Genomic DNA, 13,374 nt, shown 5'->3' with positions numbered 1-13,374 from the left:
AGCACGACCATCCGCAGGACAGGTCGGTCGGCGGCGGCCCCTACCGCCCGGTCCACCTCGGCGGGCGCTTCTCCAGGTGGGCGGCGATGCCCTCGGCGCGGTCCTCGGACAGGTACGGGTTCGGCCCGACGTCGAGCCGCAGCGCCTGCCACAGCGGCAGCTCGAGGCCCTTGACCGCGGTCTCCTTCATCCGGCGGATGGAGATCGGCGCGTTGGCCGCGATCGTCTCCGCGAGCCGCAGCGCCGTCGGCAGGACCTCCTCGACCGGCACCAGCCGGTTGACCAGGCCCCAGCGCTCGGCGACCTCGCTGGTGACGTACTCGCCGGTGTAGAGCATCTCCAGGGCGATCCCCATGGGGATCCGCTTGGGCAGGACGACGGAGCCGAAGTTGGCGCCCATCCCGATCTTCGCCTCGGGCAGGCCCATCGGGACCCCGGGTGCCGCCACCCGCAGGTCGCAGGCCAGGGCGAGCTCGAAGCCGCCGGCGACCGCCGCGCCGGCGATGGCCGCGACGATCGGCACCGGCGTCTCCGTGACCACCTCGAACAGCGACCGGGTCGGCCGGTCCATCGGCGGCCGGAACCGCTCCCCGCGCCGGTCGCCCTCGCGGATCTCCTTGAGGTCGAAGCCGGCACAGAAGGCCGGGCCGTTGCCGGTGAGCACGATCGCGCGGACGTCGCCGTCCTCCCCGCAGCGCAGCAGCTCCTCGACCAGGTCGGCCTGCAGCGCGGTGGACAGCGCGTTGCGGCGCTCGGGCCGGTCGAGGGTCAGCAGCCGCACGTGCCCGCGGTCCTCGACGACCAGCCCCGACTCCCGCCGCTGCGCTGCGCTCACGCCGGCCAACCTCTCACGAGCCGGCGGTGTGCGGTCGTGGCGCACGATCGCCCGACGGCGCACCGGGAGCGCACATCACCGGCAGGCCGCGCCGCCCCGCCGGGAAGCGGCCGCGTCCTTCGCCCGGTCCGAGCCGCGCTCCTCGGTGCAGCGGGCCGGCTTGCCGTCCTCGGCCGCGGAGGGCTCGCTCGTCGCCGTCTCGGGGGACGCGGTCGGGGCCGCGGTGGCCGGGCGCGTGGGAGCGGGCTCGTCGGCTCCCGCGGCCTCCTCCGCCACCGGCGACCCGGTCACCGCCACGACGGTCGGGGACGGCGTCGCGGCGTCGTCCCCCGCGAGCCGTCCACCGCGCGCGACCGGCTCGGCGTCCTCGTCGGCGAGCGACGGCGCCGCAGCGGTCACCTCCGCCACCGGGCTGCCGCCCGACCGGCCGACGACCAGCCCGGCGACCGCGGTGAGGCCGAGCGCCACGAGGACCGCCGCGGCGAGGGCCCAGCGGCGCCGGGACGGGGACGAGGGAGCGCGGTGCGCCGGTCGGAACCGGACCGTGTCGTCGTCGATGGGAGCCCTCCGGGGTGTGGCTGCGTCCGGCCGACCGTACGAGCGGATCCGTCGGATGCCGTTCCGCAACGCCGGGCGCGAGCGGGGCCGTCGATGTCGCGCGGATCGGCGTCCGGACGGGCGTCCGTGACCCTCCGCAGGTGTCTCGGATGTGATCCGTGGTCAGACCGGCAGCACCCGTCACACCCGCCCCAGACGCCTCCGCCGCCTGACCGGACCGGTCCGTCCAGCCCGGTAGACAGGAGCCCATGAGCACCACGGACCTCCGGCCGGCCGACCCGAGCACGCGGCCGGCCGTGGCGATCTCGGCCACCTCCACCCCGGTGCTGAGCTACGCGCTGGCCCACAACCGGGTGCCGGTCGTCTCCCGGCTGGCGTTCACCAACCACGGCGGCCCGGTGCGCGCGGCGACGGTGCGGCTCGGCGTCCGCGACGCGGAGGGCCCGATCGGCACCCCCGTGGAGCTGCTCGTCGACCTCGACGCCGGCCAGACGACGGTGCTCAGCGACGTCGGCCTGGTCATGGACCCCGCCGCGATGCTGCAGATCGAGGAGCAGCGCCCCGGGTCCATCGAGATCGACCTGCTCGTCGACGGCGAGGACGTCGGCGGCACCGCCGTCCCGGTGCAGGTGCTGGCCGCCAACCAGTGGCTGGCCGCGCCCGTCCCGCTGGCGCTGGAGATGCTCGCGGCGCACGTCCTGCCCAACCACCCGACGATCACGACCCTGATCGGCGAGGCCAGCGCGCTGCTCGAGGAGCGCACCGGCAGCGGCTCGGTGCAGGGCTACCAGTCCGGCCCGGAGCGGGTCGACGAGATCGTCGCCGCGCTCACCGAGGCGATGCGGCGCCGGGAGATCCGCTACAGCGAGCCGCCGGCCAGCTGGGCCGACGTCGGCCAGAAGGTGCGCACCCCGGGCGACGTCCTCGACGGGCGCGTGGGCACCTGCCTGGACACCGTGGTCGTCCTCGCCGCCGCCCTGGAGCAGGCCGGCATCCGGCCGCTGCTGTGGCTGGCCGACGGGCACGCCTTCCTCGGCTACTGGCGGGAGGAGCGCAGCGCGGAGAGCGCCGCGACCACCGACGTCGCGCCGCTGGTCAACCTGGTGGACCTCGGCCTGGTCCGGCTGGTCGAGACCACGCTGCTGACCAGCCGCGGCGCCGGTGCCGCCGACCTGCACCAGCCCGCCTACGACGCGTGGCTGGCCGGCGACCTGGACCGGGTCCTCGGCGTCACCGACGTGCACCGCGCCCGGCGCGACGGGATCGTGCCGTTGCCGGCCCGCACCCGGGGGCGCGACGGCGCGGTGCAGGTCTTCGAGTACCGGCCCGCGGTGCACAGCGTCGCGGCCAGGCCGGTCGAGCGGGTGCCCGCGCCGCCGGTCCCCGGCCGCGGCGAGACCCCGGCGCGCGTGCAGCAGTGGAAGAACAGCCTGCTGGACCTCTCCCTGCGCAACCGGCTGATCAACTACACCGAGCGCGCCGGCCTGCCGCTGGCCGTCCCGGCCGCGTCACTGGCGACCCTGGAGAACCTGCTGCACGGCGGCACCGCGGTGCAGCTGCTGCCCAACGACCGGATCGCCGCCGTCCACCGCGAGCGCGGCGTGCGGTCGGCCGCCGAGCTGCCCGCCGACCAGCTCGCCGAGCTGCTCGTCGACCGCAAGGCCGTGCACGCCGACGTCACCGAGGGTGGCTACCTGCCCCGGCTGCGCAACCTCGCCTACAAGGCCAAGACCGTCCGCGAGGAGACCGGCGCCAACAACCTCTACCTGGCGCTGGGCAGCCTGGTCTGGGAGCTCGACGGCCGGCCGCTGCGCTCGCCGCTGGTGCTGGTGCCGGTCACGCTCACCCCGACCAGCCGCAACGGCGTCTACCGGCTGACCCTCGACGACACCGGCACCAGCACGCCCAACTACTGCCTGCTGGAGAAGCTGCGGCAGGTGCACGGGCTCTCCGTCCCGGGGCTGTCCGAGCCCGCCGAGGACGGCGCCGGCATCGACCTCGACCGCGCACTGCAGGCGATGCGGCAGGCGCTGGCCGACGCCGCCCTCCCCCACCGCGTCGAGCCGACCGCCGACCTCGCCGTCCTCCAGTTCGCCAAGTACCGGCTCTGGAAGGACCTCGACGAGCACTGGGCCGACTTCGCCGCCAACCCGCTGGTGCACCACCTCGTGCACCAGCCCACCGAGCCCTTCGCCGACCCCGTGCCCGACAGCCTGGCCCGGGCCGACCTCGACGAGCTCGCCGCGCAGTGCCCGGTGCCCGCCGACGCCTCGCAGCTGCGCGCGGTCGCCGAGGCCGCCGCCGGCCGCACCTTCGTGCTGGAGGGCCCGCCCGGCACCGGCAAGTCCCAGACCATCACCAACCTGCTCACCCGCGCGGTCGCCGACGGCAAGCGGGTGCTGTTCGTCGCCGAGAAGCGGGCGGCGCTCGACGTCGTCGCGCGCCGGCTGGACGCCGTGGGCATGGGCCCGTTCGCGCTGGACCTGCACGACAAGGGCAGCAAGGCGTCGGTGGTGCGCGCGCAGATCCAGGCAGCGCTCGAGCACGCGGTCGCCGTCGACGAGCAGGGCCTGGCCGCCGACAGCGAGGACCTCCGCTCGGCCCGCCGCACGCTGGCCCGCTACGCCGACCGGCTGCACGCCGAGAACGCCGCCGGGCTGTCGTTCTACTCGGCGCGGACCGCGGTGCTCTCGGTGCGGGACGGCGTCCCGTCGCTGCCGCTGCCGACGCCGTTCGTGGCCGCCGCGTCCGAGGAGACGATGACCGCGGTGCGCCGCGCGCTGGCGCTGCTGCCCGACATCGCCGACCTGGTCCGCCCCTCGCCGCGGCACGCCTGGGCGTTCGTGGACACCGCGGAGGTCGACCTGCTCGCCGCGCAGCAGGCCGCGGCCGCCGTCGACGCGGCCGTCCGGGAGCTGCCGGTGGAGCCGCACCTGGCCCGGGCGCTGCGCGAGGTGCGCACCCCCTCCGACCTCGACGCGCTCGCCCACGTGCTCGCCGGCCCGGCGACCACCCTCGACGTCCTCGACGAGGTGCCCACCGAGCGGTGGACGGTGGCGACGACCAGCGTGCTCAGCGAGGTCGCCGCGTTCACCACCGCCGTCCACCCCGGCCTGGAGCTGGCCACCCCGGCGGCGATGGAGCTGCCGCTGGCCGACCTGTACGTGGCCGCGCAGACCGCGCAGGCCGGCCGATGGCTGGCCCGCCGGAAGGGGCTGCGGGCGGTCCGCGACCGGCTGGCCCCGGTGCTGCGGCCCGGCGTGAAGGTGAAGCTCTCCGACGTCCCGGAGCTGACCGCGGCGCTGTGGCGGGTGCAGACCGCCGGGCAGGGCATCGCCGCCCGCGCCTCGGTCATCCCCGGCTTGGCCGTCCCGGCCGGCTGGAACCCGCTGGTCGACCCCGAGCTGCTGGTCGGGCAGGTGGAGTGGCTGGAGAGGGCCGGCGCCGCCACCGACAGCGACAGCGAGTTCGCCGTCGCACTGCGCCGCTACGTCGTCCAGGGCCCCGGCCCGGACGCCGCCGCGGCCGCCGCGGTCGCCCGGCTGCGCGACTCCGCCCGGGCGCTGCTGCGGGTGGTCGGCAGCGACGAGGGGCGGCTGGCCGACTGGGCCGGCGACGACGGGCTGGTGCTGCGCTGGCAGATGACCCGCCCCGAGCGGGGGGTGGAGCACACCGGCCTGATGTCGCTGCGCCGCTGGGCGGACTTCGTCGACACCCTCGAGCCGCTCCGCGCCGCCGGGCTGCACGAGGCGCGGGCGCTCCTCGTCAGCGGCGAGCTGCTCGCCGACGACGCCGTCCGCGCGTTCGAGCACGGCATCGCGCGGTCCTCGGTGGCCGAGCGCCGCGGCGCCTCGGGCCTGGACGGGTTCGACGCCGACGTGCACGAGAAGGCGATCGTCCGGTTCACCGCCGCCTCCCGCGCGGTCCGCGAGCACCTGCGCACCGCACTGCCCGGGTCGGTGCTGGCCGCCCGGCCGTTCGACGCGGCCAGCGGCAACGGCCAGGTGGGTGCGCTGCAGCGGGAGCTGGCGAAGTCCCGCAGCCGGCTGGGCGTGCGCGGGCTGCTCGCGCAGTACGGCGAGCTGGTCACCGCCGTCATGCCGTGCGTGCTGGTCAGCCCCGACTCGGTGGCGCGGTTCTTCCCGGCCGAGGCCGGCCTGTTCGACCTGGTCGTGTTCGACGAGGCCTCGCAGATCCGGGTCGCCGACGCCGTCGGGGCGCTGGGCCGGGCGAAGGCCGCCGTCGTCGTCGGTGACAGCAAGCAGATGCCTCCGACGTCCTTCATGGAGCCCTCCTCGGGCTCGGCCGAGGACGACGCGATCGAGCTGCTGGGCACCGCGGTCGAGGACGAGGAGTCGATCCTCTCCGAGTGCGTCCAGGCGCGGGTGCCGCGGCAGTGGCTGTCCTGGCACTACCGCAGCCAGGACGAGTCGCTCATCGCGTTCAGCAACGCCAACTACTACGAGAACCGGCTCTCCTCGTTCCCGGCGCCGACCCACGGCCGGCCGACGGCGGACGTCGACGGGCGGGGCATCTCGCTGGTGCGGGTCAACGGCACCTTCCACCGCTCCGGCGCCGGGCGGCTGCTGCGCACCAACCCGATGGAGGCCAAGGCGGTCGTGGCGGAGATCCGCCGCCGGTTCGACGCCTCCCCGGACACCCTGCCCTCGATCGGCGTGGTCACGTTCAACGCGCAGCAGCGGGCCTACATCGAGGGCCTGCTCCGGGACGCCGGTGACGAGCGGCTGGTCGAGGCGCTGGACCGCACCGACGGCGAGGGGCTGTTCGTCAAGAACCTGGAGAACGTGCAGGGCGACGAGCGCGACGTGGTGCTGTTCTCCACCGGGTTCAGCGTCAACGACCGCGGCTTCCTGCCGCTGAACTTCGGCCCGCTCAACCGGGTCGGGGGCGAGCGGCGGCTCAACGTCGCGGTCACCCGCGCCCGCCGGCAGGTCGTCGTCTTCACCTCGTTCGACCCGTCGCAGCTGCGAGCCGAGCAGACCTCGTCGGTCGGCGTGAAGCACCTGCGCGCCTACCTCGACCTCGCCGCGCTCGGCACCGACGCGCTGCCCAAGGACGCCCGTCCGGTGGCGGTCCCCGACCGGCACCGCGAGGAGATCGCCGCGGCGCTGCGCGAGCGTGGCCTGGTCGTGCGCACCGACGTCGGCCTGTCGGAGTTCCGCGTCGACCTCTCGGTCGCCCGCGCCGAGGCGCCCGACGCCCCGGTGATGGCCGTGCTGCTCGACGGGCCGGCCTGGGCCCGCCGGCGCACGGTCGGCGACCGCGACGGCCTGCCGGTGGAGGTGCTGGCCGGGATGCTGCGCTGGCCGGCCGTCGAGCGGGTCTGGCTGCCGACCTGGTTGCGCGACCGCGAGGCGGTGCTCGACCGGCTGGCCGCCGCCGTCGCCGCCGTCCCGGTGCCGGAGGTCCCCGCGGTCCCCGGCCCCGGAGGGGCAGAGATGGCCATTTCTGCCCCTCCGGTCCCCGACGGGGCGGTGGCCGTGGAGGAGCCGGCGCCGGTGGTCGCGCCGGTGCCCGCCCCGGCCGAGCCGGCCGACCGCGAGGTGCCGGAGCTCAAGGCCGTGGCCCCGCTGCGCGCCGCCCCCTCCGTGGTGGTCGAGGCGCCGGTCGTCGAGGCCCTGGCCGTCGAGGCCGCCGTCGCCGAGACGCCGGCCGAGCCGGCGCCGGCCCGGCCCGCGCGGCGGAAGGTGCCGGCCGCGGCCCCCGTGGACGGCGAGGCCCCGTTCGTGCCCTGGGTGCCCAAGACCGCCGGCGAGCGCAAGCTGCTCGACCAGCTGTCCGACGCCCGCGTGGCCCGCACGGTCAAGCGCGTGCTGGCCGCCGGCGTCAAGGCCGAGGGACCGGTCCACCGCGACCGGCTGGCCCGCCTGACCGGGAGCGCCTTCGGGCTCTCGCGGGTCAGCGAGGCCCGCCGCGACGCGCTGCTGGCGCTGCTGCCGGCGGACGCCGTCGACGGCGAGTTCGTCTGGCCCGAGGCGCTGGACCGCGCGACCTGGTCGGGCTACCGCCGCCAGGCGGCTAGCGCGGACCGGCCGCTGGAGCACGTCGCCCCGCAGGAGGTCGGCAACGCGATGGTCGCGCTGTGCCGGGCCAGCGCCGGGATGACCGAGGACGAGCTGTTCCTGCGGACGGCGGAGGTCTTCGGCTACCGCCGCCGGACGCCGTCGCTGGCCCCGCTGCTGGAGGCGGCGCTGGTGCGGGCGCTCGACGCCGGGCGGCTGACCCGTCAGGAGTCGGGGCTGTTCACCGCCGCCTGAGCACGGCGGCCCCCCGCGGAGCCCGGCCTACGGACGCGTCAACCACGCGACCGGTGGCCGGCTCCGCCGGGCGGCGAAGGCCTGGACCTGCTCCGCGCTGAGGCGGCAGCCGCCCGGACAGTCGAACTCGACGGGGAAGGCGTTCACCCAGCCGACCGCCGCCACCCGCCGGCAGACCGGGCAGTCCTCCCAGGTGACGCGCTCACTTGCTTCCATCGACATGCCTTCCGGGGCCACGTTGCGCGGCCGGACGGGGGCCGGGCCGGTCTGTTCGAGCCACGGCACCGCGGGACGGCGTCTCGTTACCCGGTGTCGCGCGGCAACCACGTCCACCGGCAGGACGGCTTGTTCCGGTTCCCCGCGGTTCCGGTCGAATGGCCGGACGAGGGTCAGGGGATGCGGTAGTCGTCGCCGTAGGTGGACCAGCGCAGCGGCGGAGTCAGGTGCAGGTTGCCCTCGTCGAGGAAGACCCGCTGCGCGTCGTCCACCCGGCTGGTGTCGCGGTGCGCCCGCTCGGCCTGCATCGCCTCGACCCGCGCGTCGAGGAAGGCGTCGAGCCACTCGGTCTCGTCGCCGCCCTGGGACGGCGGGCTGGCGACGGCCAGCGCGGCCGCCCGGATGCCCCCGAAGCTCTGCGCGTCGTCGCCGGGCCCGTGCACCACCAGGGCGTCGAAGTAGATGAACTGCCCGAGCGCGTGCACCCCGTCGGCGATCCCCTGCCGCACGGCCGGGTCGAAGTAGACCTGGTCGACCACGTGGTCCTGCGCGGCCTGGAACTGCGGGTCGTCGGCCGCGGCCCGCCAGTCGTCGACGAAGTCCTCGCCCAGGCCCTCCTGCGTCACCTCGCCCATGCCGAGCTCCTCCTGCTCGCGCAGGGCGGGCAGGTACTGCTCGAGCCGGTTGCCGGGCGCGATGGAGCTGTAGTACTCGACGAGCCGGGTCATGTCACCGCAGCCGCTGCAGAACCCGATGAGACCGGCGGTGTAGCCGCGGTTCTCCTCGGCGACGCCCTCGACGTCCCACTCGATGTAGTCGTACTGGCCGCGCCAGTCCAGCGTCGAGTTCTCCGCGCTGGAGACCAGCTGCATCGCGACGTCCCGCTTGACCGGGTCGCTGAGGTCGGAGGTGTCCTCGGGCGTCGGGCCCGCCTCCGGAGTCGGCCGGGTGTCCGGCTCCCCGCCGAACCGCGCGACGACGACCACCAGGAGCACGAGCAGCACCGCCAGCGCGGCCGCTGCCGACCCGAGGACGACCGACGGCGAGGGGCCCCGCCGCGGCGCCCGGTGCGAGCGGACGGCGGTGTCCGGCCGGGAGCCGGTGCCCACACTGCCCATCCCACACCCCGAGGTCGTTCGCGAACGCAACGACTCTCGTTGTACCCGCAGTTCCGGCTGCTGCCACCGGTGGGGGCGGAACTCCATGGATGTTCACAGCTTCGCGATCTACCGTCGGGTCCCACCTGCCGACGACAGGGAGCCTGCCCACGTGGACGACCCCACCGGAGCCGTCGCCGACCTGGCCGGGACCCGGCAGGTCGACCTGCTCGAGCCCGGCGACCCCGACCGCATCGGTCCCTACCAGCTGCTGTGCCGGCTGCCCCGCGGCGGCCAGGGCGCGGACGTGTTCGTCGGCTCCACCGCACCGGACACCCCGCTCGTGGTCATCAAGCGGCTGCCCGAGGGCGCACCCGAGCTGGCCCGCAAGCGGCTGGCCCGCGAGGTGGAGAACGCCGCGCGGGTGAAGAGCTCGCGGGTGGCGCACATCGTCGACCAGGACCTCGCCGCCGACGCGCCGTACTACGTGCAGGAGTACGTGACGGGGACGCCGCTGGACGAGTTCCTGGCCCGCCGCGCGGCCGGGCTCAACGCCGAGGAGCTGCGCCGGATCGCGATCGGCCTGCTCCGGGCGCTGCGGGACGTGCACGCCGCCGGCGTGGTCCACCGGGACGTGAAGCCGGGCAACATCATCATCTCGGGCGCCGACGTGTGGCTGGTCGACTTCGGCATCAGCCGCTACATCGGCCCGGAGCCGCCGTCGGGCACCTCGACCACCGGCATCGCGGCGCTGGGCACCAAGCTGTTCGCCAGCCCCGAGCAGCTGCAGGGCGCGGTGCTCACCGAGGCCAGCGACGTCTACAGCTGGGGCATGGTGATCGCCTACGCCGCCGGCGCGGTCCACCCGGTGGACCCCGACGACACCATGCCCGACTCCGACTACTTCCTCGCGCTGCGCGCCGGCCGGCTCAACCTCTCCGCCGTGCCGCCCAACCTGCTCGACAGCGTGTCGGCGGCGCTGAAGTTCGCGCCGGAGAAGCGGCCGTCGGTGGCGCGGCTGGCCAAGCAGGTCGAGCAGCACACCCGGTGGCTGGGCGAGACCTCGCAGATCCCCGACCCGCGCACGACGATGCGCGACCTGCAGTCGGTCGGCGCCGTCGTCGAGGCGGCCCGCTACGAGCTGGCCCGGCTGGAGCGCGCCGTGGCCGACACCTGGGCCGGCTTCGGAGCGGCCATCGCGGTCGTGGCGGTGCTCGGGATCCTCGCGGGGCTGGTGCTCGCCGTCCTCTACCACCTCGTCTTCTAGGAGGCCGACCGTGTCCGGGATGTACGAGCGGGCCCTCGCGCAGCAGCGCCTCGACGCGCGGCGGCACCGCTACCGCGAACGCCAGCGGGTGCTGCTGGCGGTGTTCTGCGCGGTCGCCGTCGTCTTCTTCGTCGTGTTCGTCCGCTGATGAAGCGCCGCGTCTGCCCCCGCTGCCTGGAGCCGCTGTCGACCCCCGTGTGGCGGGACGCGCACGGCGTCGCGCACCGCCCGCCGGTCGAGCGTCGCACCCGCTGGCAGCGGTTCCTCGAGCCGCTGCGCGGCGAGCCCGCCCCGCCGCCGACGCCCAAGGACGCCGCCGGGGCCGCGGCGGCCAACGTCAGCCCCACCTGCCCGCGCGGGCACCGCCTGCCGCCGGACTACCTCGACCGACCCACGATCGTCGTCGGCCTGGTCGGGCTGACCGGCGCGTCGAAGAGCACCTACCTCACGGTGCTCATCGACCTGCTGCACGAAGGCGCGCTCGCCCCGCTCGGCATCTCGGTGGAGATGGACGAGGAGAGCGCCGCCCGCTTCGACGACTACCGCTACCGGTTGATGGTGCAGCGCCGGCAGCTGCCGCTGACCCTTCCGCTGCTGGGCGAGGGCAGCTCGCCGGAGCCGTTCATGCTCGTGCTGCGCGGCACCGGCCGCAACGGCGCCGAGCGCGCGGTCAACCTGGTCTTCTTCGACGCCTCCGGCGAGCAGCTCTACCGCGCCGAGGACATGGGGCAGTACGGCAAGTTCCTCTACGCGGCGACCTCGGTGCTGGTGCTGCTCTCCCCCGGCGTCTTCCCGCGGCTGCGGCACCTCGCCGACCCCGGCGAGGAGTCGATGGGCCTGGCCCGGCACACCCAGATGGTGGTGAACCTGGCCAACCTGCTGCGCACCGCCCGCAACCTGCACCCGGACAGCCCGCTCTCCGGCGTCTCGGCCGCGGTGGTGCTCACCAAGGCCGACAAGCTGCGCGGCGTCCCCGACTTCCCCACCGACACCCTGCGCGACACCGACCTGGCCGCCATGCCGCTGGCGCACTGGTTCGGAGACGTGCGCGACACCAGCTCACGGCTGGTCGACTTCCTCGAGGCGAGCGGCGGCTCCAACCTGCTCACCGCAGTGCTCAACCGGCTGCCGCGGCCGACCGTGCACGCGGTGTCGGCCACCGGCGCCGACGCGAAGGACGGCGGCTACCCGGAGATCGCCCCGGTGGGCTGCCTGGACCCGCTGCTGGTGCTCCTCGCCCGCCACGGCTTCCTCTCCGAGGAGGGCCTGGACCCGGAGGAGGCCGGCTCGGCGCCGGTCCGCGAGTGGTTCGGATGAGCGGGCGGGCATGCGCGCAGGCGGTCTACACCTCCGCCCCGCGGACGCTGGAGGGGCCGGGCTTCGGCGTCTTCGCCCACTCGGCGGACTGGCCGGCCGAGGTCGGGCGCACCCGCAAGGCCCTCGGCGCGCTGGTCGGCTTCACGCCCGACGCCGGCGAGACCTTCGGGCTGGTGCACCGCCCCGGCGGCCGGCTGCTGCACCGCACGGTGGCGGCCAGCGCCGACGGCTTCGGCCGGCCGGGCAACTACCTGGTCCACCTGCTCTGGGACGACGGCGACCGGCTGGGCGTCCGCGACCTGCTGGCGCTGCGCCGCACCGGGCGGTTCCTCGACGCGCTCCCCGCGGACGCCGTCCCCACCGCCGACCTGCCGCCGCTGCGGGTGCCGCCCGCCGACCGCACCGTCCCAGTGCTGACCTCCGACGAGGTCGACGCCCTGGTCCCCGCGCTGGCCGGGCTGCTCGCCGCGCTCGACGCCGGGGACGGGTCCTTCCGGCTGCCGCGCCGGACGCCGGCGGGCCGGGAGGTCGCCGACGTCCTGTTCGACGTGCTGCCGAGAGCGCTGACCGCACCGGTCTCACTGGCCGCCGGCCCGCGGGGGGACGACGGCGACACCGCCCGGATCTGCGTGGAACTGGTCGACGCGGCGCCGCGGTCGGCCGCGCGGGCCGCCGACATCGAGCGCGCCCGCACCCTGCTGGAGGCGGCGAGCAAGGGGGAGCTGCCGCCGGACACGATCGGCGACCTGCGCCGGCTGGACGCGTGGCTGTTCGCCGACGCCTGGGCCGAGCAGGACGCCGCGGAGCTGACGGCGACGCAGGTGGCCTGCGTGCTGGAGTCCGACGCGGCCCCGCGCTGGCTGGCCCGCGGGCGAAACGCCGCCGCCGCGCTGGAGGCGGCCGCGGCCGACCGGGCGGTGGAGGCGGGACTCCGCGGGACGGTCCGGCGGTCGCCCGCCGCCGCCGAGCGGGTGCGCGGTGGCGTGCTCACCGCCCTGCTCGACGAGGTGTTCGACGGCGCGGACGGGCCGGCCGAGCGAGCGGTGGAGATCGCGGGGCTGACCCAGGGCGACCTGTGCACCGCGCTGGCCGCCGAGGTCTCCCGCGGCCGGCGGATCGCCTCGCTCGACCGCGCGGCGGGGCTGCTGGTCGAGCAGGCGCTCAGCCTCGGGGTCGCACTGCCGCTGCTGGAGCTCACCGACGACAGCTGGGAGCTGGCGCTGCTGGCCACCCGCCGGCGCGTGGTCGGGGACGCGCTCGTGGCGCAGTGGACCCGGGCCGCCGGCCGGTGGGAGGAGTCGCACCGCACGCTGCTGGGGCACCTCCTGGTCGCCGACGTCGGCTGGCTGGCCCGGCTGGAGGGGGTCGTCCCGCGCTCCGAGCTGCCCGCGGTGCTGCGCTGGGCGGCGCTGCGGATGGACGTCGCCGGCGTCGAGAAGCTGGCCGTCGCGGTGGCCGTCGGCGGCGGCGCGGGCAACGGCTGGGCGCTGCGCGAGGTGGTGTTCGGCTCGGAGCTGCCGGCGCCGGACGTCGACGGCATCCTCGGCCGCCGGCTCGCGCTCCTGCTGGTGGACGACGGCTGGCCCGCCGACCTCGCCGAGTCCTTCGCCCGCAGCCGCGGTGCCGACGACGAGCTGCCCCGCCGGCGCCGCCGCCGTCCGGACTGACCCGCGCCCCGCCCCTGCTCTCGGGGTGCTCGTGCTCTGCTTCCTCGGCGAAGCAGAGCACGACCGTCCGCACACCGATGGCGGGGACACCCTTGCTCTCCGGGTGCTCGTGCTCTGCCCATCGCCGTGGGCAGAGCAC

8 protein-coding genes are annotated in these 13,374 nt (G+C 75.9%); 5 read left to right on the top strand and 3 right to left on the bottom strand.

Annotated elements, in window-relative coordinates:
• Positions 1–40: 40 nt before the first annotated feature.
• Together ACI79D_RS10135 and ACI79D_RS10130 are read right to left on the bottom strand one after the other, a co-directional pair.
• Entirely contained in the window at positions 41–835 is a 795-nt protein-coding gene (locus ACI79D_RS10135; RefSeq protein ID WP_456918258.1) for an enoyl-CoA hydratase/isomerase family protein, read from the bottom strand.
• A gap of 75 nt (positions 836–910) precedes the next feature.
• Positions 911–1,303, bottom strand: a complete 393-nt coding sequence (locus ACI79D_RS10130) for a hypothetical protein (protein ID WP_456918257.1) — start codon at positions 1,301–1,303, stop codon at positions 911–913.
• A gap of 338 nt (positions 1,304–1,641) precedes the next feature.
• Between ACI79D_RS10130 and ACI79D_RS10125 the strand changes: the two genes are divergently transcribed.
• Positions 1,642–7,671, top strand: a complete 6,030-nt coding sequence (locus ACI79D_RS10125; protein WP_456918256.1) for a DUF4011 domain-containing protein — start codon at positions 1,642–1,644, stop codon at positions 7,669–7,671.
• A gap of 389 nt (positions 7,672–8,060) precedes the next feature.
• Here the strand turns inward: ACI79D_RS10125 and ACI79D_RS10120 are convergent, their stop codons facing one another.
• A complete protein-coding gene (locus ACI79D_RS10120; RefSeq protein WP_456918255.1) occupies positions 8,061–8,996 on the bottom strand; it encodes a chitosanase in 936 nt (311 codons plus the stop codon).
• A 160-nt stretch (positions 8,997–9,156) separates the two neighbouring features.
• Here ACI79D_RS10120 and ACI79D_RS10115 point away from each other — a divergent pair, with 160 nt between their 5' ends.
• The 4 genes from ACI79D_RS10115 to ACI79D_RS10100 are packed head-to-tail and all read left to right on the top strand — an operon-like array spanning position 9,157 to position 13,235.
• Positions 9,157–10,251: a serine/threonine-protein kinase gene (locus ACI79D_RS10115; RefSeq protein WP_456918254.1), complete on the top strand. Its 1,095-nt coding sequence runs from the start codon at positions 9,157–9,159 to the stop codon at positions 10,249–10,251.
• Between the two features lie 10 nt (positions 10,252–10,261).
• Complete coding sequence (locus tag ACI79D_RS10110; RefSeq protein WP_456918253.1) at positions 10,262–10,399, top strand: hypothetical protein; 138 nt, start codon at positions 10,262–10,264, stop codon at positions 10,397–10,399.
• A complete protein-coding gene (locus tag ACI79D_RS10105) occupies positions 10,399–11,568 on the top strand; it encodes a TRAFAC clade GTPase domain-containing protein (RefSeq protein ID WP_456918251.1) in 1,170 nt (389 codons plus the stop codon). Before ACI79D_RS10110 ends, ACI79D_RS10105 begins: the two co-directional genes overlap by 1 nt.
• Positions 11,565–13,235, top strand: coding sequence for a GAP1-N2 domain-containing protein (locus ACI79D_RS10100; protein ID WP_456918250.1), 1,671 nt, complete (start codon positions 11,565–11,567; stop codon positions 13,233–13,235). Before ACI79D_RS10105 ends, ACI79D_RS10100 begins: the two co-directional genes overlap by 4 nt.
• Positions 13,236–13,374: the final 139 nt, after the last annotated feature.

It is taken from the genome of Geodermatophilus sp. SYSU D00708 (genome assembly GCF_054050115.1).
The sequence above is the reverse complement of the archived record's forward strand: the minus strand, read 5'-3'. Positions and strand labels throughout refer to the sequence as shown.

Coding starts and splice junctions, on each gene's coding strand:
- ACI79D_RS10105 (WP_456918251.1), top strand. CDS start 10,399: ATGAAGCGCCGCGTCTGCCCCCGCTGCCTGGAGCCGCTGTCGACCCCC.
- ACI79D_RS10100 (WP_456918250.1), top strand. CDS start 11,565: ATGAGCGGGCGGGCATGCGCGCAGGCGGTCTACACCTCCGCCCCGCGG.
- ACI79D_RS10125 (WP_456918256.1), top strand. CDS start 1,642: ATGAGCACCACGGACCTCCGGCCGGCCGACCCGAGCACGCGGCCGGCC.